Genomic DNA, 22453 nt, shown 5'->3' on the forward strand with positions numbered 1-22453 from the left:
GAACTACTTGCAGGGCGACGTTAAACAGTACTGCTAAAGCGTTCGCCAGAGCTCCCTCAGGAATCGGCAACGCGCCTTTTCACCTTCAAGGAGTTTCAATCCCATGGCGAACGACTTTCTCTTCACTTCCGAATCCGTCTCCGAAGGCCACCCCGACAAGGTTGCCGACCAGATCTCCGACGCGATCCTCGATGCGATCTTCGAGCAGGATCCGCGCAGTCGCGTGGCCGCCGAAACGCTGACCAACACCGGCCTCGTGGTGCTCGCCGGCGAAATCACCACCAACGCGCACGTCGACTACATCCAGGTCGCGCGCGACACCATCAAGCGCATCGGCTACGACAACACCGACTACGGCATCGACTACAAGGGTTGCGCCGTGATGGTCTGCTACGACAAGCAGTCCAACGACATCGCCCAGGGCGTCGACCATGCATCGGACGACCACCTGAACACCGGCGCCGGCGACCAGGGCCTGATGTTCGGCTACGCCTGCGACGAGACGCCCGAACTAATGCCCGCGCCGATCTACTACGCGCACCGGCTGGTGGAGCGCCAGGCGCAACTGCGCAAGGACGGCCGGCTGCCCTTCCTGCGGCCCGACGCCAAGAGCCAGGTCACGATGCGCTACGTCGACGGCAAGCCGCACAGCATCGATACCGTGGTGCTCTCGACCCAGCACCATCCCGACCAGAGCGAGACGCAGACCAAGATGAAGGCCTCGTTCACCGAAGCCATCATCGAGGAAATCATCAAGCCGGTGCTGCCCAAGGAATGGCTGAAGGACACCAAGTACCTGATCAACCCGACCGGCCGCTTCGTCATCGGCGGCCCGCAAGGCGACTGCGGCCTGACTGGCCGCAAGATCATCGTCGACACGTATGGCGGCGCCTGCCCGCACGGCGGCGGTGCGTTCTCGGGCAAGGATCCGACCAAGGTCGACCGCTCGGCCGCGTACGCGGCGCGCTACGTCGCCAAGAATATCGTGGCCGCCGGCCTGGCCCGCCAGTGCCAGATCCAGGTGGCGTACGCGATCGGCGTGGCGCACCCAATGAACGTCACGGTCTACACCGAAGGCACCGGCGTGATCCCCGACGACCAGATCGCCGCGCTGATCAACGAACACTTCGACCTGCGGCCCAAGGGCATCATCCAGATGCTCGACCTGCTGCGGCCGATCTACCAGAAGACCGCCGCCTACGGCCACTTCGGCCGCGAAGAGCCCGAGTTCACCTGGGAAAGCACGAAGAACGCGCCGGCTCTGCGGGCTGCGGCCGGCCTCTGAGCCCTGCGGCGGGGCCATGGCGCCGCCAGCTCCGTAGGTCGATGTTTCGCAATCAGGGTATTCCCTTGTTGTAGTCGCACGAGCGACCGGTCAGGATTCGCCACCTGTCACGGAAACAAAAAGATACATTTGTGAATCATCTTGACCTGCTTTTCACTGCCCGTGGCGCGAGCGAGGCCTCGGAACCCGGCTGCCTCCCGACCCGCCGAACCTGGATGCACTGGATGGCAACGGGCGCGCTCGGTGCCGCCATGCCCGCCGCATGGGCGCAAGCCTCCCCGCCCGTCCTTGGGAATCTACGGATCGTCATTCCTGCCAACGAAGGCGGCGGCTGGGATCAGACCGGCCGCGCGCTCGGCGCCGCAATGCTTGCTTCCGGCGCCGTGGCACAGGTCAGTTACGAGAACGTCGGCGGCAAGGGCGGCACCATCGGCCTGGCCCAGTATGTCCAGAAATACAACGCTGCCCCCGATACCCTGCTGATGAGCGGGATGGTCATGGTGGGCGCGGTCGCGTTGCAAAAAAGCGCGGTTGACATGCGGGCGGTGCAACCGGTGGCGCGATTGACCAGCGACTACGAGGTGGTCGCGGTGCGGACGGACTCCGCGATCCAGACGCCCAAAGACCTGATCAACCGCTTGCGCACGGAGCCCGGCAGCACGCCCGTTGCCGGGGGCTCGGCGGGCGGCGTCGACCATGTGTACGCCGGGATGCTGGCCCGCGTTGCCGGAAAAGCCGCCGATCTCACCTACCAGCCCTATGCGGGCGGCGCGCAGGTCGTGGAGGCGCTGCTGTCGGGCAAGGCGGCCGTCGGCATTTCGGGCTTCAGCGAGTTCAGCGAAAGCATTGCCAGTGGCAAGCTGCGCGCGATCGGCGTGTCGGCGAAGCGGCCTTTCCTTGGGATACCGTCGATCCGCGAGCAAGGCGTCGACGCCGACCTCTCCAACTGGCGCGGCGTTTTCACCGGCAAGGGCGTGCCGCAGGCCGCCGCGGACGTGCTGCTCGAAGCGGTACGCCGGGGCGTTGCGCACGACGCCTGGCACAAGGCGATCAAACGCGCCAACTGGGACGCCTCCTGGATGGAAGGCAAGAACTTCGCCGGCTTTCTGGATCTCGACATCTCGATGGCCGGCGTGATGATCTATCTGCTCAAGCTCAAGCAGGCCTGAGTGCCCGGGAGCGCCAACCTCAGAAACGATACGCGGCGCCCGCGCCCACCGTCCAGGTACGGCCCGGCGCGGGTTCGAAGTAGCGCGCATTGCCCTCGTTGACGATCACCGAGCCGATGGTGCGGCGGTCGAACAGGTTGTCGATGCGCGCGAACGCGTTGACCTCCCAGCGCGCCCAGCGCTTCACATAGCCCGCGTACAGCGCTGCGACCGCGTAGCCCGCGGCGCTGGCGCTGTTGGCATCGTTGGCCAGGATGCGCGACAGCGCGCGCAGTTCCGCCCCCGCGCGCCAGCCGTCGGGCGGCACATGGCCGAACGATGCGAACAGCGATTGCCGCGCAATGCCCGGAATGCGGTTGCCCGCAGCGACTGCGTTGCCCGCGCCACAGGGTGACGGCGAGCAGAAGGGGTCGCGGTAGCGCGCGTCGAGGCGGGTGTAGGCAATCTGCGTGCGCCAATGGCTTGCCGTCTCGTGCAGCCAGCTCAGCTCGAAACCCTCGCGCCGCGTGCGGCCTGCGTTCTGAAACGTGGCCCGGCCGCCCACGTTGGTGTCGGTGACGATCTCGTCGGCGGTACGGGTCTGGAACAGTGCGGCAGTGAGCAGCCCACCCGCCAGTCGCGCCTTGGCACCGACCTCGACGCTCTCGTTGACCGAGGGCTTCAGCGCGAAATTGAGGCCGGCCAGTCCGCCCGAGCGGTAGGACAACTCGTTCAGCGTCGGCGTCTCGAAGCCGCGGCCCGCGGTGACATACAGATTCAGATCCGGCGTCGCCGCATAGCGCAGCGCCGCCACCGGCAGCGCCTTGCGGTAGCGCGCGGCGCCACTGTCGTCCCCGTTGCGGCCGAACACATAGCGATCCTGCGAATCGAAGCGCACGCTGCTCTGGCGCAGGCCGGCCTCGAGCGTCCAGCGCTCGGCCAGGCGCCAGGTGGCCTGCATATAAGGATCGACGTTCGACACCTCGTTGTGCTCGTTGCGCCGCAAGCGACCCTGCACACCGAGCCATGGCGCGGCGGCACTGCCAAGGTAGTTTTCGTAGCCGCGGCGCCGCTCCTGCAACGTGTCGTACGCGAGCCCGGTGACGAGCTCGAACGGACGGCCGGCCAGTTGCATTCGCGCTGTCCAGCGCGCGTCGAAGCCGGTGTAGCTGCGCGCGAGGTCGATCACGCCACCGGCCTGCAGCGGACTGGCGGCCTGCGCCGCTGGCGGAATCGCCTGGAACTGCGTGGTCTTTCGCTCGCCGCCGTAGACCATCAACCGCAAGTCGTTGTCCGCATTCAGGCGACGTTCGTACAGAAGGCCGAGTTGCGACTGATCTACCGTCTTGCGCGTGTCGAACTGATTCGCCAGCGCAGCACCACGCCGCTCGGCCCCCACCTGTTGGGCCGTCAGGCCCAGCGGATCCTGCGCGCGCAGTTGGACGCTGTTGACGACCAGCGTGAGTCGGCTGTCGTCGTCCAGCCGAATGCCGAGCTTGCCGTTGGCAATGCGGCGATGCGCCTCGCTGTGATCCCGGTAGCCGTCGGTGTGGAACTGGCTGGTGCTCAGCAGGTAGTCGATGGACCCGCTCGCGCCGGAGGCCTTCGCGCTTTGCCGCACGGTGCCGTCGCTGCCGCTCGCGAACGAGTAGCCGAGCTTCGGCGCGCCCTCGCCGCTTTCGGTGAACGCCTGCAGCACGCCGCCTGACGAATTGCCATAGAGCGCCGAGAACGGCCCTCGCAGGATCTCGACACGGCTCACCGAGCCGATATCGATGTTGGAGGTCTGGCCCTGGCCGTCGGGCAGCGTTGCCGGGATGCCGTCGACGTACAGCCGCACGCCGCGCACCCCGAAGGTCGATCGCGCACCGAAGCCGCGTACCGAGAGCTGCAGATCCTGCGCGTAGTTCTGGCGGTTCTGCACCTGCAGCCCCGGCACGCCGCCCAGGCTTTCGGACAGGTTTACCTGCAGGCGGCCCTCGCGCATGTCTTCGCCCTCGACGCGGTCAACCGACCCGGCAACCTCGAACGGCCGCACTTCGCCGCGTGGCGTGGTGACCGTGATTTCTCGCAGCGTCGGCACCGCCGCGTCCTCGGCCCATGCCGTCCACGGCGCGCCGAGCAGCAGCCAGAGGGCGGCAACGAAGGAACTCTTCATCGCAACGATTCTGCGGCCAGTGGGCCTAGTGGCCCCGAAAATCTTCAGCGCCTGCGCCGGGCCCAACCGTACCAGCAACCGACCGCAACCGGCAGGCCAAGCGTGAGCCACGCCAGCACATCGCCGAAACCGCCATCGCTGAACAGGGCCGACACCAGCCCCACCAGCGTGAGCAGGCCCAGCAGGATCGGCCAGCCCCAGAGGCGAGCGAACGCGTGGCGCGGCCTCATGCGGCCGCGACCGCCGCCGTCGACGGCGCTGTCGACGCCGCCTTGCCCTTCTTGAGCCAGAGGTACAGCCCGCTGCCCAGCACGATGATGGTGGCGATGTCGAGCAGCGCCCAGAGGATCTGCATCGGCATGCCGCCGTAGTCGCCGAAGTGCAGCGGCTGCGACACCAGTAATGCCGTGAGATACCACGGCAACTTCGGCGCCGCCGTGAGCGCGTTGGTCTTGGCATCGACCAGCACCGGCTGCAGCAGCCGCGCGGTGAAGGGCTCGTTGCCGCGCAGGAACACAGTGTTGTGGTGCGGGCTCGAGAACGCCGTGCCAGGGAAGGCGATGAACGACACCTTCATATCCGGCGCGCGCGCCATCGCCACATCGAGCGAGCGCTGCACCGAGCCGCGCTCGGCCTGGGGCACCGTCGGCTGGCCCTGGTAGGGCGCCAGCAGCGCGCTGAGCTGGTCGTACTGCCAGTACTTGATCACCAGGTCGGCCCAGGTGTTGATCATGCCGGTGGCGCCGACCACCAGCGCCCACACCAGCGTCACGATGCCCAGCAGGTTGTGCAGATCCAGCCACTTCAGGCGCGGCCGCTTCTCGCGCCGAACCGTGCCGAACTCGAGCTTGCGCATGAACGGCGCGTACAGCACCACGCCGGAGACGATCGCCACCAGCAGCAGCAGGCCCATGAAACCGAGGAACAGCTTGCCCGGGAGCCCCGCGAACAGGTCGACGTGCAGCTTGAACATCACGTACATGAAGCCTTCGTCGAACTTCGGCTGCGCCAGCACGGCGCCGGTGCGCGCATCGACCGCGACCGACTTGAAATCGTCCGTCGGCGCCGGCGTCGGCGTGAGCGTGACGAACCACAGGCCGTCGTCGTCCTCGGGTTGCGACACGAACTGCACCACGCGATCGGGATGACGCGCCTGCGCGACCTCGAGCACGCGATCGAGGCTCACGCGCGGCGTGCCGGCCGGCATCTTCGGCGCCTCGACCTCGGTGCCAAGCAGGTGGCCGATCTCGTGGTGAAAGATCAGCGGCAGCCCCGTGATGCAAAGCAGCAGCATGAACACGGTGCACACCAGGCTGCTCCATTTGTGCACCCAGGCCCAGGCCTTGATCTTCTTGCTGTTCATGTTCTAGAAGCGGTAGGTCGCGCTGGCCACCACGTTGCGGCGTGCGCCATACCAGCAGTCGCCGCGCGACAGGCAGGTGCTGAAGTACACCTTGTCGGTCAGGTTGTTGATGTTGAGGGCGTAGCGCCATTGCGGCGTCTCGTAGGCGAACACGGCATCGAGCAGCGCCACGCTCGGTATCCGCGGGCCGGTGCCGGCCTGCAGGTCGCGGAAGGCACCCATCCAGCGCACACCGGCGCCGGCCGAGAAGCCGGGCATGCCCGCGATCGCAAAGCGGTACTTGGCCCACAGGCTGGCCTGGTGTTTCGGCAGGCCCTCGATCTGTGCATCGGCATCGATGTAGTTGTAGTGCGCCACTATGTCGAACTCGCGCGTGACCGAGCCCTTGGCTTCCAGCTCCAGCCCCCTGGTGCGCGTGGCGCCGAGCTGGCTGAACACCTGCGGCTGCAGTTCGACGATCTGGTTCTTCTCGCGCAGGTCGTAGAGCGCGGCGCTGAAGGCCAGGCCCCGCTCCTTCGGCTCGTACTTGACACCGACCTCCCACTGCTCGCCACGCAGCGGCTTGAAGATGCGGCCCTCACGCGGCGACTGCGGCGTGAACGACTCGGCGTAGCTCAGGTACGGCGACCAGCCCGACGGCATCGCATACATCAGGCCGAAGCGCTTGGTGGTGGCCTTGCTGTCCTCGTCGTCGCTGCCCTCGGCACTGCTGGTCGCGCGGTCGTGGCGCAGGCCGGCCACCAAGATCCAGTTGCCGAGCTTCATCTGGTCTTGCAGGTACAGGCCATTCTGCTTCTGCCGCGTACGCGGATAGGCCTCGCGCACGGGGTCCTGCAGATTGCCGTACACCGGCGCGTAGGCATCGATCTCGCTGTAGGTGTAGCCACCCCAGACGTTCTCCTTCTGGCGCGCAAAGTCCGCGCCGACCAGCAGCGTGTGGCGCACGGCACCGGTTTCGAAATGGCCCTCGACATGGTTGTCGAGCGTGGTGGTGCGGTTGCGCGTTAGCGAACTGTCGTTGTAGCGGCCCAGCAGGCGCTTGAAGATCGGGTCGGCCGCCCAGCCGCCCGGCACCGAAAACGCGTCGCCGTAGTGGTAGCGGTTGTCGTTTTCGTTGTGCGCCACGCGGAAGTTCTGGCGCACCGTCCAGCTGTCGTTGAACTTGTGCTCGAACAGCCAGCCGAAGGTCTTGCGCTCGCTGTCGTAGTAGTCGCCCGGCTCGCCGATGAAGCGGCTCGCCGGCAGCCGGCCATTGGGGTTCGGGTAGATCGTTCCCTCCCACGGCAGAAACTGCGAGGTGGTGCCGCTCTTGTCTTTTTGCCATAGGCCCTGCAGGGTAAGGGAGGTCGACGCGTTGGGCCGCCAGGTGAGCGATGGCGCCAACAGGCTGCGATCGTCGGGCACGTAGTCGACCTGCGTATCGGACTTGCGCGTCAGCGCGATCAGGCGATACGACCAGGTGCCGTCGACGGCCAATGCGCCGGTCAGGTCGGCCTGGATCTGTTTGCGGCCGAAGCTGCCGAACTGCACGCCGACCTCGCGCTGCGTTTCGAGCAACGGCCGCTTGCTGACCATGTTGACCACGCCGGCTGCCGTGCCGGCGCCGAACAGCATGCCCGACGGCCCGCGCAGCACTTCGAGTCGTTCCAGTGTGTAGGGCTCGGTGCGCGTGGTGCTGGTGTAGTAGCCGTAGGCCTGGCGCAGGCCGTCCAGATAGACGTCGGGGTAGGCGCCGCGCACGCGAACCGAGTCGGTGCGGGCATCGAGACCGTAGGCGTCGGATCGCACCCCGGCGGCGTAACCCAGCGCGTCCTGCAGGTTGGTGGCGCCCTGATCAACCATCTGGTCGCGCGTGATCACGGTCACCGACTGCGGCGTTTCGGCCAGCGGCGTGTCGGTCTTGGTCGCCGTGATGGCGTTTTTGGCGCGGTAGCCGATCACGGGCGAAGTCGCGGTTTCCGCTTCGACACTGGCATTGACCCGGATTTCCGGCAGCGCCGCCTCGGGGGTCGCCTGCGCCAGCACCTGCTGGTGCACGCAGATGGCAAGGCAACCTGCCAGCCACGAAGCGACCCTGTGCCGCGTCGAAAACATCATCATCCGGATCCTATTCTTGATGCAATTGAGAACGATTCGTATTCTATTCATGAACGGAATGTGAACGCAATGGCGAAGACAGAAGAAAAGGGAATCGCACTGCCGCCAAAGACGCCACGTCGCCGCTACGATCGGGCGCCTCGCCAAACCCCGCCGGTCTTTTCCTCGCTCCCATGGCGAAACGCCTTCCCGCCCTGCTGTTGTTGCGCTGCGCCACGCTGGCGCTCGCGGGCCTGCTGACGGCCTGTGCCGGCCTGCCGCCGCGCACGCCCGAACCACCGGTGCACTTCATCGCGGCGTCGAACCAGACCGAGCTGGGCCGGGCGGCGCAGAACCTGGACACGACGGCGCACGACGGGCTTTCGGGCCTGCGCCCGCTGATCCAGGCCAACTTCGCGCTCGACGCCCGGCTCGAGCTGATGCGGCGCGCGGGGAGTTCGCTTGACGTGCAGACCTACCAGCTAGGCAACGACAAGACCGGCCGGCTGATCCTGCGCGAGCTGCGGGATGCCGCCCGACGCGGCGTGCGCGTGCGGCTGCTGCTCGACGATTTCCACACGACCGGCCTCGACCCGCTGCTGCAGGGCCTCTCGGTCGAAAAGAACGTCGAAGTGCGCCTCTTCAACCCGTTCGTGAACGGCCGCAATCGTTCTGCCACGCGCTGGATCGACTTCTTCGCGAACTTCAGCCGCCTCAACCATCGCATGCACAACAAGCTGTTCGTGGCCGATGGCGCCATCGCGATCGCGGGCGGCCGCAACCTCGCGGATGAGTATTTCCTGCGCAGCGACAGCGCCAACTTCATCGATTTCGAAGTGCTGATGGCCGGGCCGGTGGTGGCCGAGAGCGCCGCGATCTTCGACACCTACTGGAACAGCGAGGTGGTGTACCCGCTCGGCCGCGTCGCCGCGAGCAACGTGGCGCCCGAACAACTTGCCGCGAATTTCGAGGAGGCCACCTCGCCGCGCTTCGCGCCGCCACCCGATCCGCTGCCGGACACCGACCTCCTGGGCGACCCGGCGCTCGGCGTGCAGCTGACCAGTGGCAACTTCGAATGGATGCGCGCCAGGGCCGAGGCATCGGCCGACATTCCCGACAAGGCACTCGGCGGCAACCGCGCCACGGTGACGCTGGCCGAACGATCTCACGCCATGTTCGCGCTGGCCAAGACACGGGTCCAGGTCGTGTCGCCATATTTCATTCCGGGCGACGACGGCATGGCGCGCATTCGCACGGCGCGCGAGCGAAACGTGCAGATCAGCGTGGTCACCAATTCGCTGGCCGACAGCGACGAGCCGCTGGTCAACATCAACTACAACCGCTACCGGATCGACCTGCTGAAACTCGGCGTGGAGCTGTACGAGGTCAGCACCGAGCAGCTCAAGCGCAACCGGAAACTCCGCGATCTGCTGAAGAAGGCCCGTGGCCGGCTGCATGCCAAGCTGGCCCTGATCGACCGGGAATGGGTGCTGCTCGGCTCGATGAACCTCGACCCGCGCTCGGCCCGGCTGAACACCGAGTTCGGCGTCAGCGTGCGCAGCCACGAACTGACTCAGGCGCTGCTGTACGCCTACCTGCTCGACGACCTCGAAGGCGTCTATCGCGTGGTGCTCAAGCCCGACGGCAAGACCGTGCAGTGGATCGGCACCGGCGACGAGACCAACGAAGTGCTGGACGACGAGCCCGATTCGAGCCTGCTGACGCGGCTGCAGCTGCTGCTGTTTTCGTGGTTCGTGCCGACCGACCAGCTCTGAGCAGCATGCCGTCTCGTCACCGGCACACCCGTCACGACTTTGTCATAGCGTTTTCACGAGACCTTCAGAACATCGTGTTTGTCCTGCAACAAGACGAAGCGAGAAGGCCATGGCCAAAGACTATTCCACGATGGAGGACTCCAACCGGAGCGCCAATCCAAGCATTTATGAGGTTTCCGATCCGGCGCGCCGCATCTTCGTGCGAAGCGGCCTCGCGGCCACGGTGGCGGGCCTGCTGGGCCCACTGGCGGCCGGCTGCGCCAGCACCGCCGGCAGCAACATGGCCGCGCTCGGCCGCAGCATAGGCTTCAAGAGCATTCCCATGGCGGCCGTCGACAACGTGGTCGTGCCCGAAGGCTACAGCGCCCAGGTGCTGTACCGCTGGGGCGACCCGGTGGGCATTGCCGGCCAGATGCCGGCCTTCAGGCCGGACGGCTCCAACACCGCGGCCGAGCAGGCGCTGCAGGCCGGCATGCACCATGACGGCATGGCCTTCTTCCCGGTCGACGGCTCCTCGCAGCGCGGCATTCTGGTGATGAACCATGAATATGTGGACGACGGTCTGCTGCACGTCGACGGCATGAAGACCTGGACGGCCGAAAAAGTGCGCAAGGCGATCAACGCGCACGGTGTCTCGGTGATCGAGATTCAACGCGAGGGCAATGCCTGGAAACAGGTGCTGCCCTCGAAGTTCGCGCGCCGCGTCACTGCCGCCACGCCTATGACCATCACCGGCCCGGCGGCCGGCCACGCAATGCTCAAGACCGCCGCCGACCCCACCGGCATGCGCGCGCTGGGCACCTTCAACAACTGCGCCCACGGCCAGACGCCATGGGGCACCTACCTCACCTGCGAAGAGAACTTTGCCGACTACTTCGAAGGCGTGGAACAACCCGATGCGCATCAGCGCCGCTGGGGCATCCGCAAGGGCAATGGTGCCAAGTACCGCTGGCACGAGCATGAAGAACGCTTCGACGTTGCCAGGCATCCCAACGAATCCAACCGCTTCGGCTGGGTGGTCGAGATCGACCCGCAGGATCCGACGGCCACGCCCGTCAAACGCAGCGCACTGGGCCGCGCCGCGCATGAAGGCGCGGCCACCGCACTCACGGCCGACGGCCGCGCGGTGGTCTACATGGGCGAGGACTCGCGCTTCGAATACATCTACAAGTTCGTCAGCCGCGACCGCGTCAAGCCGGGCGGCTTTGCCGCCAACCGCGAGCTGCTGGACCACGGCACGCTGTACGTCGGGCGCTTCGATGTTGAAGGCACCGGCGAATGGCTGCCGCTCACGCAGGGCAAGGGCCCGCTGACCACGGACAAGGGCTTCGCCAGCCAGGGCGACGTGTTGATCAAGGCACGTCAGGCCAGCGACGCCCTGGGCGCAACCAAGATGGATCGGCCCGAATGGACCACCGTCGACCCGATCACCAAAGAGGTGTATTGCACGCTCACCAACAACAGCAACCGCGGTGCCTCGGGCCAGCCCGGCGTCGATCCGGCCAACCCCCGCGTCAACAACACCATGGGCCAGATCATCCGCTGGAAGGAAGCCGGCGACCTGGACGCCACCAGGTTCGCCTGGAACCACCTGGTGCTGGCCGGCGACCCCAAGCAAGGCCGCTGGGAGGCGCAAGGCAACATCAAGGGCGACACCTTCGGCAGCCCCGACGGCCTGACGGTCGATGCGCGCGGCGTGCTGTGGATCCAGACCGACGCGTCCACGTCCACCCTGGGCAAGGGCGACTACAGCAACCTGCCCAATAACCAGATGCTGGCGTGCGACCCCACCAAGGGCGAGATCCGCCGCTTTCTGGTGGGCCCGGCGGGTTGCGAGATTACCGGCCTGACGACGACGCCCGACCTCAGGACCATGTTCATCAACGTGCAGCACCCGGGCGAGCCGGCCAACGAGCGCAGCGACCCCGACAAGCCGTTGGCCGTGTCGAAGTGGCCCGACGGCGGCGGCCGGCCGCGCTCGGCCACGGTGGTCATCACCAAGAACGACGGTGGCGTGGTCGGCACCTGACGCGTGCAGGTGCGGGGCACCTGCGGCGTCGTGCCGACCGACGTGGCGTGCCCCGGCTGAAGACTGAGCTGCACCGTTCGGGACGGGCAAGCCCCGAGCGGCAAATGCTCAAGCGGCTTTCAACAGAAGCCAGGCAATTGCCGCGATGCCGACAGCGGACATCATGAGCGCAAGAGTGTGATCCGACGTTCGTGAGTCAGGACTGGGCGAGGCCTGATCCGTCCGAGAAACTTTGGCCGTGGATGGATCGGCAAACGGACTGAAGATCGCGCCACCCGGATTTGCCGTTGCATCATCCGTCCCCGCCATCGATGCGCCGCTGCCCTGCGGCAGGGACGACGCGATCGGAGCGTTCTCAGTGACAGCTCTGGGCGATCCGGGCAGTCCGCCTTCAGCACGTGCCATCGGCGAGACTGCGGCAGCGACCAGCATCGCCGCCGCAGCCAAGCCGATGCAACGGCGATGCCCGGCGCGTGCGGGCGCACCATCAATCATTGTTGCGTTCACACTTGCGCGAATTGACCAGGCAGGCGGCGTAGTCCGGGTCGTGCTTGAGCAGGAACATGGCCCGCGCTGCGACGGCGGTGTCGGCAAAGTCGCTGAACAGGCCATCCACGCCCGCCTCGTAGAACGCGAGGTACTCGTTGACCGGATTGCCCTGGAAACTGCCCGTCAGGCGTTTCTGCTCGCTTCGGAACGTATAGGGGTGCACCAGCAGCCCCAGCTTGTGCGCATTCGCAATCACATCAGTTGGCGCCAGCAACACCCGGTCGCGCTCGTCGACCACACCGTCGCCCGTCACGTCGACGCACGCGCCGCCCTGCACCGATTTGCAGGCACTCGAGATGAGGTACGGCTTCCAGGGGCCGATGCCGTCGGCATATCGCTTCACCTCTTGCAGGCCGCGCGGCGTCACCAGGTCGCTGTACAGCCCGTCGCGGTTGGACACCACCCAGTCGTAGGGCTTGTCGTACGGTTTGGTGAGGTCCAGGGAACCGTCGGCCTTCACGTCGTTGGCATCGATCAGCTGGATCAAACGCACGCTGGTCTTGCTCCGCAAATAGCGAAGGTTGGCCGTCTCGAAGGACTGGATGAACACCGGGGCGTTGCGGTGATTCCATCCGGCGGCGCTGAGCACGTTCAACAGCCGGTCTTCCAGCGGCAGGCCAATGCTCTGGTGGTAGGTCGGGTGCTTGGTTTCCGGATAGATGCCGATGCGCCGCCCTTCCTCCCGGGATTTGCGCTTGGCCAACTCGATCACCTCCGCGAGCGTCGGAATCTGGAACTTGCCGTTGAAGGCCTGATCGCGTTCGGGGAAGGATTGGACTGCGCGCAACTGCTTGATCTCGGCCAGCGTGAAGTCGCTGGCAAAGAAGCCGTCTGTCGGAACGCCGTCCAGCATGACGGTTCGCCGGCGGCTCGCGAACTGCGGCAGTTCCTTGACGTTGGTGGTGTCGATCAAGTTGGGTTCGTGCCGTGCGATCAGGTAGCCGTCCTTGGTTGCCACCAGGTCGGGCTCGATGTAGTCGGCACCCAGCGAGATGCCGAGCGCATAGGTTTCCAGGGTGTGCTCGGGCAGATAGCCGTTGGCGCCTCCCCGGTGGCCGATCACCAGGGGCGCGTTGTCAGCGCGGCGCCGCGCCTTTTCTTCGTGGGCGGAGGCGGTCGTCGCAACTGCGAACAACATGCCGATGCCCAGCAGGGCCGTACAGATTTTCTTCAGCCGGTTCATGAGAAATCTCCTCGTTGATGGTGCCGGCGGACGTTAGGCGCCGTGCATGACAACTGAGTGAACTCCCGGAAGAAGCCGGTCCAACTGAATTTCCGTACGCCTTCAGAACGGTCGAGAGAAGGGGTCGGGCCTTGAAACGGCGGGAATTGCCCTTATCATTAGCACTCGCTGAAGATGAGTGCTAACAACACCCTTCCAGTCGATCGGGCGTCGGCCTTGAGCCGGTGCCCACCATAAAACCCCGTTTCTTATCAGGAGATGCAATGAAACTTCGTCCTTTGGCCGATCGCGTGATCGTCAAGCGCATTGACAGCGAAACCAAGACCGCCTCCGGCATCGTCATCCCCGACGCCGCCGCCGAAAAGCCCGATCAGGGTGAAGTGCTGGCCGTCGGCCCGGGCAAGCGCAACGACAAGGGCGAGCTTGCCGCAATGAGCGTCAAGGTCGGTGACCGCGTCCTGTTCGGCAAGTACTCGGGCCAGACCGTCAAGGTCGATGGCGACGAGTTGCTGGTGATGAAGGAAGACGACCTGTTCGCAGTCGTCGAGAAGTAAGCCTTCTCTCCTTTCCCTGTCTCTTTCATTCAATCCATTCGGAGTAAATCATCATGGCAGCAAAAGACGTAGTCTTCGGCGGTGAAGCCCGCGCGCGCATGGTCGAGGGTGTCAACATCCTGGCCAACGCAGTCAAAGTGACCCTGGGCCCCAAGGGCCGCAACGTGGTGCTGGAACGTTCGTTCGGCGCCCCCACGGTGACCAAGGACGGCGTGTCCGTCGCCAAGGAAATCGAACTCAAGGACAAGCTCCAGAACATGGGCGCCCAGCTCGTGAAGGAAGTTGCCTCCAAGACTTCGGACAACGCCGGCGACGGCACCACCACCGCGACCGTGCTGGCACAAGCCATCGTTCGCGAAGGTTTCAAGCTGGTCGCGGCCGGCATGAACCCGATGGACCTGAAGCGCGGCATCGACAAGGCTGTCACGGCCCTGGTCGCCGAGCTGAAGAAGGCTTCGAAGCCCACCACCACGTCGAAGGAAATCGCTCAAGTCGGCTCGATCTCGGCCAACAGCGACGAAACCATCGGCAAGCTCATCGCTGACGCGATGGACAAGGTCGGCAAGGAAGGCGTGATCACCGTCGAAGACGGCAAGAGCCTGGACAGCGAACTCGACGTCGTCGAAGGCATGCAGTTCGACCGCGGCTACCTGTCGCCCTACTTCATCAACAATCCCGAAAAGCAATCCGCGATTCTGGAAAACCCGTTCGTTCTGCTCTACGACAAGAAGATCAGCAACATCCGTGACCTGCTCCCCGCACTGGAACAAGTCGCCAAGTCGGGCCGTCCGCTGCTGATCATTGCCGAAGAAGTCGAAGGCGAAGCCCTCGCTACGCTGGTCGTGAACACGATCCGCGGCATCCTGAAGGTTGTGGCCGTCAAGGCACCGGGCTTCGGCGACCGCCGCAAGGCCATGCTGGAAGACATCGCCATCCTGACGGGCGGCAAGGTCATCGCCGAAGAAGTCGGCCTGACGCTCGAAAAGGTGACCCTGGCCGACCTCGGCCAGGCTGCCCGCATCGAAGTCGGCAAGGAAAACACCATCATCATCGACGGTGCTGGTGCTGCCGGCGACATCGAAGCCCGCGTCAAGCAAGTGCGCGTCCAGATCGAAGAAGCGACCAGCGACTACGACCGTGAAAAGCTGCAAGAGCGCGTGGCCAAGCTGGCCGGCGGCGTTGCCGTGATCAAGGTCGGCGCTGCCACCGAAGTCGAAATGAAGGAAAAGAAGGCCCGCGTCGAAGACGCCCTGCACGCCACCCGCGCTGCAGTGGAAGAAGGCGTCGTGGCTGGCGGCGGCGTGGCGCTGCTGCGTGCCAAGCAAGCTGTGGGCGACTCGGTCAAGGGCGACAACGCCGACCAGGACGCCGGCATCAAGCTGGTGCTCAAGGCGGTCGAAGCGCCCCTGCGCGAAATCGTCAACAACGCCGGCGGCGAAGCCTCGGTGGTGGTGAACGCTGTGTTGGCCGGCAAGGGCAACTACGGCTTCAATGCCCAGAACGACACCTACGGCGACATGCTCGAACTGGGCATCCTGGATCCGACCAAGGTGACCCGCACCGCGCTGCAGAACGCAGCATCGGTTTCTTCGCTGCTGCTGACGACCGAAGCCATGGTCGCCGACGCACCGAAGGACGAAGCCGGCGCTGGCGGCGGCATGCCCGACATGGGTGGCATGGGCGGCATGGGCGGCATGGGGATGTAAGTTTGGCTCGCCCCCAGGCTGCGCGGCACTTCGTGTCCGCTACGCCTACCCCCTACCGGGGGCGGTGCCTGCCGACCGGCGAAGCCGGATCGGTGGCACCCCACGAAGGGGGCGAATCAGCCCATTGAAAAGGCCCTGCAGCGCGAGTTGCGGGGCTTTTTTCATGGGCGCGTGCTTCTTGGGACGGTTGGCGCACACTGCGGCCATGAACAAAGTCGCTCCTTCTCTCGCTGGCCGCCGGGCCTTGCTGGCGGCGTTGGCCCTGATGGCTGGCGGTGTGGTTTGGTTCGGCGGGCGTGCCGTCGCGGCCGAAGCCGCTGTCGTGCTGCCAGCGCCATCGACCGACCCCGCCCCGCCTCCCGGCAACGCGAACGAAACCGCCGTCATTGCCGGCGGCTGCTTCTGGGGGGTGCAGGGCGTGTTCCAGCACGTCAAGGGCGTGAGCGGCGCGGTGTCGGGCTATGCGGGCGGCGCGGAAAACACCGCCCACTATGAGGACATCGGCTCGGGCCGCACCGGCCATGCGGAGGCGGTGCGCATCAGCTATGACCCGCGCCAGATCAGCTATGCGCGTATCCTGCAGATCTTCTTTTCGGTGGCGCACGACCCGACGCAGTTGAACCGGCAGGGGCCCGATACCGGCACCCAGTACCGCTCGACCATCTTTGCGCAGAACCTCGAGCAGGCGCGCATCGCGCAGGCCTATATCGCACAACTCACGCAGGCCAAGACCTTCGGCAGCAAGCCGATCGTCACGACCATCGAACTGCAGAAGCGCTTCTTCACGGCCGAGGCCTATCACCAGGACTACCTGACGCGCAACCCGCGCAATCCGTACATCGTCCAGCACGACCTGCCGAAGATCGCGGAGCTCCAGCGCCTTTTCGCAGACCGCTACCGCGCGACGCCAGTGCTCGTGGGGGCGGGAGCCTGAACGCCGTGCGCTGCTCAGGGCGCGAACTGCGGCTTCAGCGCTGAGTAGAGCCCGCGAAAGCGCAGATGCCGGGCGCGGTGCGCGCCGGCCTGCGCTGCCTCGGGCACGAAGCGCTGCTTGAGCCGTGGCGGGCGGCAAACGCTTTCCACGGTGCCGCCAACGGCCAGCCAGGCCAGCCGCGCCGCGCCCAGCGCCCCACCGGCTTCGCCGCCCTCGCCCAGTGCGAGCGGCACTTCCAGGATGTCGGCCAGTAGTTGGGCCCACCAGCTGCTGCGCGCGCCGCCACCGACCAGCGCCAGATCGCCGCCGGGCCGCTCCAGCGTGTCGAGCCCGTCACGCAGCCCGAAGCTCACGCCCTCGACCACCGCATAGGCCATGTCGGCCGGCCCATGCGCGGGGGTCATGCCGAACAACACGCCTTGCGCCTGCGCGTTGTTGTGCGGCGAGCGTTCGCCGGACAGGTAGGGCAGAAACAGCGGCGCGCGGGCGCGGGCCTCGGGCGACAGCGTCGCGGCCTCCGCGAGCAACCCCGCCTCATCGGCGAAGCCGAAGGCGCGCACGGCCCAGCTCACGGCGCTCGCAGCGGAAAGCATCACCGACATCTGGTGCCAGCGACCCGGCAGCGCATGGCAAAACGCATGCACCGCCTGCGCCGGATTGGGCGCGAACGCGGCGCCCGACACGAAGATCACCCCCGAGGTGCCGAGCGACACGAAACCCTGCCCCGGTGCGACCAGGCCCATGCCGACGGCGCTGGCCGCGTTGTCGCCCGCGCCGCCCGCGATGCGCACCCCGGGGCCCAGGCCCCAACGCGCGGCCAGCGCGGGCTTGAGCGTTGCGGACACCTCGCTGCCTTCGACCAGCCGCGGCATGTGGGCGCGGGTGAGGCCGGTGGCGGCGAGCAGTTCATCGGACCAGTCGCGTCGGCCGACGTCCAGCCACAGGGTGCCCGACGCATCGGACATCTCGCTCACGGCCTCGCCGCCCATCATCAGCCGCAACCAGTCTTTCGGCAGCAGCACACGGCGCGTGCGGGCGAATAGGTCAGGCTCGTGTTCGCGCACCCACAGCAGCTTGGGCGCGGTGAAACCCGGCATCGCGAGGTTGCCCGTGATCTCGCCGAGGCGCGGCACGGCTGCCGTGAGCTGCGCGCACTGTGCGGCGCTGCGGCCGTCGTTCCAGAGGATCGCGGGGCGCACCACTTCTTCCTTGTCGTCGAGCAGCACGGCGCCGTGCATCTGGCCCGACAGGCCGATGGCCCGCACCGCCGCAAGCGCTGCGGCGTGCTGCGTGCCCAGCTGCTGCATGACCGACTCCAGCGCACCCCACCACTGCGCCGGCGCCTGCTCCGACCACAGCGGCTGTGGCCGGCTCACCGTGAGCGCTGCGCGCGCCACGCCGACGATGCGGTGGTCGTCCGCGAGCAGCAGTGCCTTCAGCTCGGACGTGCCGAGGTCGAGTCCCAGGTACATGGCGGGGTCAGTGCGCGCCGCCGAAGCGGCTGTCGGACTGGCGCCGGAACTCGCTGGGCGTCATGCCCTTGATTTCGAGAAAGCGCCGATTGAAGTTGGCGACGTTGTTGAAGCCGACCTGGTAGCAGATGTCGGTGACGTAGTGGTCGGTCTGCATCAGCAGGTGGCAGGCATTGTTGATGCGCACGCGGTTCACGAAGTCGGTGAAGCTGTTGCCGGTCGAGCGCCGGAAGAAGCGGCTGAAACGGCTCTCGCTCATGCCGAGTTCGGCCGCCACGTCGGCCATGACGATCGGCTCGGCCACGTTGTCGGTGATGCGGTTGACGATGGCATTGATCTGGTCGACTTCGGCATTGCCCTCGGCGCCCTTCATCTGCACGCTCGAGAGCAAGCGATAGTCGGTGCACTCCGACAGGTCGGCCAGAAAGTCGCAAAACGCCGCCAACCGGCGCAGTCCGCGCGCAGCCTTAACGGCCACCCAGTGCTGTTCGGCGCGCTCCGACAGCCCGAAAAACTCGATGCCGTGGCGCGCGCGCTCCAGCAGTTGATGCACTTCCGCGAGTTCGGGGATCTGCTGGACGGCCTGCTCGATCGGATCGTGCCGGAACTGGATCACGAGGTCGCGCGTGGCCACGCCTTCGACGGGTGCGTCGAGCGAAATCCAGTTGTGCGGCAAGCGCGGCCCGCACAGCACCAGATGCCCGGGCTGGAACGGCCCGATCCAGTCGCCCACGAAGGCCTTGCCCGAGGTGCCGGTGATCAGGTGCAGCTCGTACTCGTCGTGGCAATGCCAGCGCGCGAGCGGGCTCGGATAGCCGTGCGCCAGACAGCGCACCCAGCCGACTTCTTCGGGCTTCTCGTAGCCCAGCGCCGGCGAGCGCGCGAAGTCGTGCTCCAGCTCAGGCTGGCGGTGGCGCGGGGTTTGGCGGGCGCGGACGGTGGACATCGAAACCTCGGCGTACAGGTTCAGCTCATCACACTACCACCGTCGACGTTGAGTGTCTGCGCGGTGATGTAGCGGGCATCGTCGCTGGCCAGGAACACCACGGCCCCCGCCATCTCGGCCGGACTGCCCATGCGGCCGAGCGGCACTTCGAGGCCGACCCGGCGCTTCTTCTCGCCGATCGGAAGGTTCTCGTACCTGGCGAACAGCGCGTCGACACCGGCCCACATCGGCGTATCGACCACGCCCGGTGCGATGCCGTTGACCCGGATGCCGTGCGGCGCCATCGCGAGCGCGGCACTCTGCGTGTAGCTGATCACGGCCGCCTTGGTCGCGCAGTAGTGCGACACGAGCGCCTCGCCTCGGCGGCCGGCCTGTGATGCCAGGTTCACGACCGATGCGCCCTGCGTGCCGGCCTCGACCATGTGGCGCAACACCGCCTGCATCACGAAGAACATGCCCTTGACGTTGACCGCGAACAGCAGGTCGAACGAGGCTTCGTTGCTTTCGAGCAGCGGCGCCATGTCGAACACGGCCGCGTTGTTGACCAGCGTGTGGATGGCGCCGAACCGCGCGTGCGCAGCGGCGAGCATGCGGGCGATGGCCGCCATGTCGGTGACGTCGGCGCCGATATACGCCAGCGCGTCGGGGTGGTGCTGCATCAGCGCGCGCACGGTTTCGGGGGCTTGCGGCCCACGGTCGACCACGCTGCAGCGGGCGCCTTCGGCGATGCAGGCTTCGGCGATAGCGAGGCCGATGCCGCCGCCGGCGCCGGTCACCAGCACATGGCGGCCCGAGAGGCGGCCGCTCTTCTTGTCCGTCATTTCAGATTCCTCGTTGATACGAAAGTCGCGACGCGTGCGCTGGCACGGCGCACTGCGTCGACCAGCCGCGCATCACCCGCCAGGGGGCCCCAGAGCGGGATATCGGCGCAAAACGCTGCAACAGGGTCGGCCGCATCGCACATGGCATGCGCGACCGCCCGATCCATGGCCTGATCCTGGTAGGCGTAAGAGAGTTCGCCCTGGTGCCAGCGCTGCAGAAAGGCCAGAAACAGTGCAGGCAGCATCGCCACGCTGTCGATGCTTTCATTGCGCGCGAGCCGTTCGCGCACAGTGGGCGCGATAAAGCCGGGAATTTTCGAGAAGCCGTCCATGGCCACGCGCTGGTTGGTGTCGCGGATGGCGGGGTTGCCGAAGCGGTCGAGCACCACGTCGCGGTAGGCGGGCAAGTCAACCGGGCTCGGCGCACCCGGCGCGCCCAGCACGGGGATCACGTCGTCGGTCACGTAGTCGAAGGCCATCTTCCGGATCGCCGGTGTGTGCGTGCCTTCGTGGATGAACTGCAGCCCGATCAGGGTGCCGGCCCAGGCGATGCAACTGTGCGTGGCATTGAGCAGGCGGATCTTGGCTTCTTCGTAGGGCTGCACCGACCCGACCAACTGCACGCCGACGCGCTCCCATTCGGGCCGTCCGGCGATGAAGTCGTCCTCGATCACCCACTGGATGAAGCTTTCGCCGGTGACCGGCGCGGCGTCATCCCACCCCGTGGCCGCGCGCACGCGCTCGCGCAGCTCGGGCGGCGGGCGCGGAGTGATGCGGTCGACCATCGCGTTGGGGCAGGTGGTGTTTGCCTGCACCCAGGCATGCAAAGCCGTGTCGCCGCTGCGCTCGATGAACTCGAGCAGCCCGCCGCGAAAGCGCTCGCCGTTGTGGCGCAGGTTGTCGCAGTTGAGCAGGGTGACCGGGCCGGCATCGGCCGCCCGGCGCGCCCGCAGGATGGCGCAGACGGCGCCATAGATGGTCTGGCCCGGCTTGCCTTGGCGGGCACTTTCGATGTCGGCCGCGAGCTCGGCGAACGACAGGTCGAGCTTGTCCTTGGCGTCGAGGTAGTAGCCCGCCTCGGTCACCGTGAACGACACGATGCGCGTGGCAGCATCGGCGCCGCGCGCGATCACGGCCGCGAGCGTCGCCTCGTACGGCAGCACCTCGCGGATCGACGCGATGCGCTGGTAGCTGTAGACGCCCTCGGGCGTCACCGTCTCGAGCGTGTAGGCGCCGCCCTGCGCCTGCAGCGCGGCGAGCACGTCGGCCATGTCGGGCCGCAGGTTGGCACCGCAAATCGACCAGCGCGCGTCGCCCGCATCGATCAGTTGCTGCAGATAGACCGCCTGGTGCGCACGGTGGAAGGAGCCAAGCCCCAGGTGGAGCACCACGGAGCCGGCATCCGGCACTGCTGCGAGTGTCATGCGGCGACCGCCTGCCCTTCGCGGGTGAACAGGTGCAGCACCGACGGATCGAGCTCCACCCCGACGTCGTCGCCGACGCGCAGCGGCGTGCGCTCGTTCTGGCGCGCGATCAGCGGCACGCCGCCGACATCGACGTGGATCAGCGTGTCGGCGCCGAGCGCCTCGACCAGGTCGACCCGGCCCGGCACGCCGGCGCCGTGGCCGGGGTGCACATGCAGGCCTTCGGGGCGCACCCCGAGAAAGCCGTCGCTCGGCAGCCTGCCGCCGGTCTGGGACGAGAAGCTCGGAATGGCAGCCGCCGGCACCATGTTCATCGAAGGCATGCCAATGAACTGCGCGACGAACTGGTTGACCGGGCGGTCGTACAGATCCATGGGCGAACCGACCTGCTCGATCAGGCCGTCTTTCAGCACCACCACGCGGTCGGCCAGCGTCATGGCCTCGACCTGGTCGTGCGTCACGTAGATGCTGGTCGCGCCGAGCGCCACGTGCAGCTTGTGGATCTCGACGCGCGTGTTGCCGCGCAGCGCCGCGTCGAGGTTGGACAGCGGCTCGTCGAACAGAAACACCTTGGGCGCCCGCACGATGGCGCGACCGATGGCGACGCGTTGCCGCTGGCCGCCCGACAGCTCCTTGGGCGTGCGGTCGAGGTATTGCGTGAGGTTGAGTTGCCGGGCCGCGTAGTCCACCTTCTTGCGGATCTCGTCCTTGGGCACGTTGGCGAGCTTGAGCGCGAACGACATGTTGTCGGCCACGCTCATGTGCGGATACAGCGCATAGCTCTGGAACACCATCGCGAGATCCCGTTTGCCCGAGGCCACGTTGGTGATGTCCCGGCCGTCGAGCATCAGCTTGCCGCCGGAAGTCGGCTCGAGGCCCGCGATCAGCCGCAGCAACGTCGACTTGCCGCAGCCCGACGGCCCGACGAAGACGATGAACTCGCCCTTGTCGATCTCGAGGTTGACGCCCTTGATGATGTGCGCATCGCCGAAGCTCTTCGTGATGTTCTGGAGTTCGAGGTAAGCCATAG

General features: G+C 66.6%; 18 protein-coding genes. 7 read left to right on the forward strand and 11 right to left on the reverse strand.

Features of this window, described 5'->3' with window-relative positions; all coding sequences use genetic code 11:
* Positions 1-103 precede the first annotated feature (103 nt).
* Positions 104-1285 (forward strand): methionine adenosyltransferase, encoded by a 1182-nt coding sequence (metK, locus tag ACSFA8_RS11780; protein WP_435479679.1) that lies wholly within the window; start codon positions 104-106, stop codon positions 1283-1285.
* Between the two features lie 224 nt (positions 1286-1509).
* Positions 1510-2454 carry a Bug family tripartite tricarboxylate transporter substrate binding protein gene (locus ACSFA8_RS11785; RefSeq protein WP_435479680.1) on the forward strand — a complete coding sequence of 315 codons (945 nt, stop codon included), beginning with the start codon at positions 1510-1512 and terminating at the stop codon, positions 2452-2454.
* A gap of 19 nt (positions 2455-2473) precedes the next feature.
* On the opposite strand, the gene ACSFA8_RS11790 is transcribed toward ACSFA8_RS11785, so the two are convergent.
* From ACSFA8_RS11790 to ACSFA8_RS11805, 4 genes are read right to left on the reverse strand one after another with little or no spacing between them, the layout of a single operon-like run.
* Positions 2474-4591, reverse strand: coding sequence for a TonB-dependent receptor family protein (locus tag ACSFA8_RS11790; protein ID WP_435479681.1), 2118 nt, complete (start codon positions 4589-4591; stop codon positions 2474-2476).
* Between the two features lie 44 nt (positions 4592-4635).
* Positions 4636-4821: a hypothetical protein gene (locus tag ACSFA8_RS11795; protein ID WP_435479682.1), complete on the reverse strand. Its 186-nt coding sequence runs from the start codon at positions 4819-4821 to the stop codon at positions 4636-4638.
* Positions 4818-5954: a PepSY-associated TM helix domain-containing protein gene (locus ACSFA8_RS11800; RefSeq protein WP_435479683.1), complete on the reverse strand. Its 1137-nt coding sequence runs from the start codon at positions 5952-5954 to the stop codon at positions 4818-4820. Before ACSFA8_RS11800 ends, ACSFA8_RS11795 begins: the two co-directional genes overlap by 4 nt.
* 3 nt (positions 5955-5957) lie before the next feature.
* Positions 5958-8054, reverse strand: coding sequence for a TonB-dependent siderophore receptor (locus ACSFA8_RS11805; RefSeq protein ID WP_435479684.1), 2097 nt, complete (start codon positions 8052-8054; stop codon positions 5958-5960).
* Between the two features lie 170 nt (positions 8055-8224).
* On the opposite strand from ACSFA8_RS11805, the gene ACSFA8_RS11810 reads away from it, so the two are divergent.
* Positions 8225-9805: a phospholipase D family protein gene (locus ACSFA8_RS11810; protein ID WP_435479685.1), complete on the forward strand. Its 1581-nt coding sequence runs from the start codon at positions 8225-8227 to the stop codon at positions 9803-9805.
* A 109-nt stretch (positions 9806-9914) separates the two neighbouring features.
* Positions 9915-11834, forward strand: a complete 1920-nt coding sequence (locus ACSFA8_RS11815; RefSeq protein WP_435479686.1) for a PhoX family protein — start codon at positions 9915-9917, stop codon at positions 11832-11834.
* A 108-nt stretch (positions 11835-11942) separates the two neighbouring features.
* On the opposite strand, the gene ACSFA8_RS11820 is transcribed toward ACSFA8_RS11815, so the two are convergent.
* Both ACSFA8_RS11820 and ACSFA8_RS11825 read right to left on the reverse strand, forming a co-directional pair.
* Positions 11943-12329: a hypothetical protein gene (locus ACSFA8_RS11820; RefSeq protein ID WP_435479687.1), complete on the reverse strand. Its 387-nt coding sequence runs from the start codon at positions 12327-12329 to the stop codon at positions 11943-11945.
* On the reverse strand, positions 12322-13566 hold the full coding sequence (locus tag ACSFA8_RS11825) for a glycerophosphodiester phosphodiesterase (protein ID WP_435479688.1): 1245 nt from the start codon (positions 13564-13566) through the stop codon (positions 12322-12324). The genes ACSFA8_RS11820 and ACSFA8_RS11825 overlap by 8 nt, the downstream gene beginning before the upstream one ends.
* Positions 13567-13829: 263 nt before the next feature.
* On the opposite strand from ACSFA8_RS11825, the gene groES reads away from it, so the two are divergent.
* From groES to msrA, 3 genes are all read left to right on the forward strand, one after another.
* Positions 13830-14120, forward strand: a complete 291-nt coding sequence (gene groES, locus ACSFA8_RS11830; protein WP_286541846.1) for a co-chaperone GroES — start codon at positions 13830-13832, stop codon at positions 14118-14120.
* A gap of 53 nt (positions 14121-14173) precedes the next feature.
* Positions 14174-15826: a chaperonin GroEL gene (gene groL / locus ACSFA8_RS11835; RefSeq protein ID WP_286541845.1), complete on the forward strand. Its 1653-nt coding sequence runs from the start codon at positions 14174-14176 to the stop codon at positions 15824-15826.
* 205 nt (positions 15827-16031) lie between these two features.
* Positions 16032-16760, forward strand: coding sequence for a peptide-methionine (S)-S-oxide reductase MsrA (gene msrA, locus ACSFA8_RS11840; RefSeq protein ID WP_435479689.1), 729 nt, complete (start codon positions 16032-16034; stop codon positions 16758-16760).
* 14 nt (positions 16761-16774) lie between these two features.
* Here the strand turns inward: msrA and xylB are convergent, their stop codons facing one another.
* The 5 genes from xylB to ACSFA8_RS11865 are packed head-to-tail and all read right to left on the reverse strand — an operon-like array spanning position 16775 to position 22451.
* The gene (gene xylB, locus ACSFA8_RS11845) at positions 16775-18232 is read right to left on the reverse strand and encodes a xylulokinase (protein ID WP_435479690.1); all 1458 of its coding nucleotides are present in this window, start codon (positions 18230-18232) and stop codon (positions 16775-16777) included.
* Positions 18233-18239: 7 nt separating this feature from the next.
* Positions 18240-19178, reverse strand: a complete 939-nt coding sequence (locus tag ACSFA8_RS11850; protein ID WP_435479691.1) for an AraC family transcriptional regulator — start codon at positions 19176-19178, stop codon at positions 18240-18242.
* Positions 19179-19198: 20 nt separating this feature from the next.
* Positions 19199-19999, reverse strand: coding sequence for an L-iditol 2-dehydrogenase (locus ACSFA8_RS11855; RefSeq protein ID WP_435479692.1), 801 nt, complete (start codon positions 19997-19999; stop codon positions 19199-19201).
* Positions 19996-21423, reverse strand: coding sequence for a D-arabinitol 4-dehydrogenase (gene dalD / locus ACSFA8_RS11860; protein WP_435479693.1), 1428 nt, complete (start codon positions 21421-21423; stop codon positions 19996-19998). The genes ACSFA8_RS11855 and dalD overlap by 4 nt, the downstream gene beginning before the upstream one ends.
* The gene (locus tag ACSFA8_RS11865; protein WP_435479694.1) at positions 21420-22451 is read right to left on the reverse strand and encodes an ABC transporter ATP-binding protein; all 1032 of its coding nucleotides are present in this window, start codon (positions 22449-22451) and stop codon (positions 21420-21422) included. The genes dalD and ACSFA8_RS11865 overlap by 4 nt, the downstream gene beginning before the upstream one ends.
* Between the last annotated feature and the right edge of the window lie 2 nt (positions 22452-22453).

Source organism: Variovorax nitratireducens (genome assembly GCF_051216545.1).
In the GTDB taxonomy this organism is placed as follows: Bacteria; Pseudomonadota; Gammaproteobacteria; order Burkholderiales; family Burkholderiaceae_C; genus Variovorax.

Bases quoted from the DNA above. Each gene is read 5' to 3' on its own strand.
- metK (WP_435479679.1), top strand. From the start codon at position 104: ATGGCGAACGACTTTCTCTTCACTTCCGAATCCGTCTCCGAAGGCCAC.
- ACSFA8_RS11785 (WP_435479680.1), top strand. From the start codon at position 1,510: ATGGCAACGGGCGCGCTCGGTGCCGCCATGCCCGCCGCATGGGCGCAA.
- ACSFA8_RS11790 (WP_435479681.1), bottom strand. From the start codon at position 4,591: ATGAAGAGTTCCTTCGTTGCCGCCCTCTGGCTGCTGCTCGGCGCGCCG.
- ACSFA8_RS11795 (WP_435479682.1), bottom strand. From the start codon at position 4,821: ATGAGGCCGCGCCACGCGTTCGCTCGCCTCTGGGGCTGGCCGATCCTG.
- ACSFA8_RS11800 (WP_435479683.1), bottom strand. From the start codon at position 5,954: ATGAACAGCAAGAAGATCAAGGCCTGGGCCTGGGTGCACAAATGGAGC.
- ACSFA8_RS11805 (WP_435479684.1), bottom strand. From the start codon at position 8,054: ATGATGATGTTTTCGACGCGGCACAGGGTCGCTTCGTGGCTGGCAGGT.
- ACSFA8_RS11810 (WP_435479685.1), top strand. From the start codon at position 8,225: ATGGCGAAACGCCTTCCCGCCCTGCTGTTGTTGCGCTGCGCCACGCTG.
- ACSFA8_RS11815 (WP_435479686.1), top strand. From the start codon at position 9,915: ATGGCCAAAGACTATTCCACGATGGAGGACTCCAACCGGAGCGCCAAT.
- ACSFA8_RS11820 (WP_435479687.1), bottom strand. From the start codon at position 12,329: ATGATTGATGGTGCGCCCGCACGCGCCGGGCATCGCCGTTGCATCGGC.
- ACSFA8_RS11825 (WP_435479688.1), bottom strand. From the start codon at position 13,566: ATGAACCGGCTGAAGAAAATCTGTACGGCCCTGCTGGGCATCGGCATG.
- groES (WP_286541846.1), top strand. From the start codon at position 13,830: ATGAAACTTCGTCCTTTGGCCGATCGCGTGATCGTCAAGCGCATTGAC.
- groL (WP_286541845.1), top strand. From the start codon at position 14,174: ATGGCAGCAAAAGACGTAGTCTTCGGCGGTGAAGCCCGCGCGCGCATG.
- msrA (WP_435479689.1), top strand. From the start codon at position 16,032: ATGAACAAAGTCGCTCCTTCTCTCGCTGGCCGCCGGGCCTTGCTGGCG.
- xylB (WP_435479690.1), bottom strand. From the start codon at position 18,232: ATGTACCTGGGACTCGACCTCGGCACGTCCGAGCTGAAGGCACTGCTG.
- ACSFA8_RS11850 (WP_435479691.1), bottom strand. From the start codon at position 19,178: ATGTCCACCGTCCGCGCCCGCCAAACCCCGCGCCACCGCCAGCCTGAG.
- ACSFA8_RS11855 (WP_435479692.1), bottom strand. From the start codon at position 19,999: ATGACGGACAAGAAGAGCGGCCGCCTCTCGGGCCGCCATGTGCTGGTG.
- dalD (WP_435479693.1), bottom strand. From the start codon at position 21,423: ATGACACTCGCAGCAGTGCCGGATGCCGGCTCCGTGGTGCTCCACCTG.
- ACSFA8_RS11865 (WP_435479694.1), bottom strand. From the start codon at position 22,451: ATGGCTTACCTCGAACTCCAGAACATCACGAAGAGCTTCGGCGATGCG.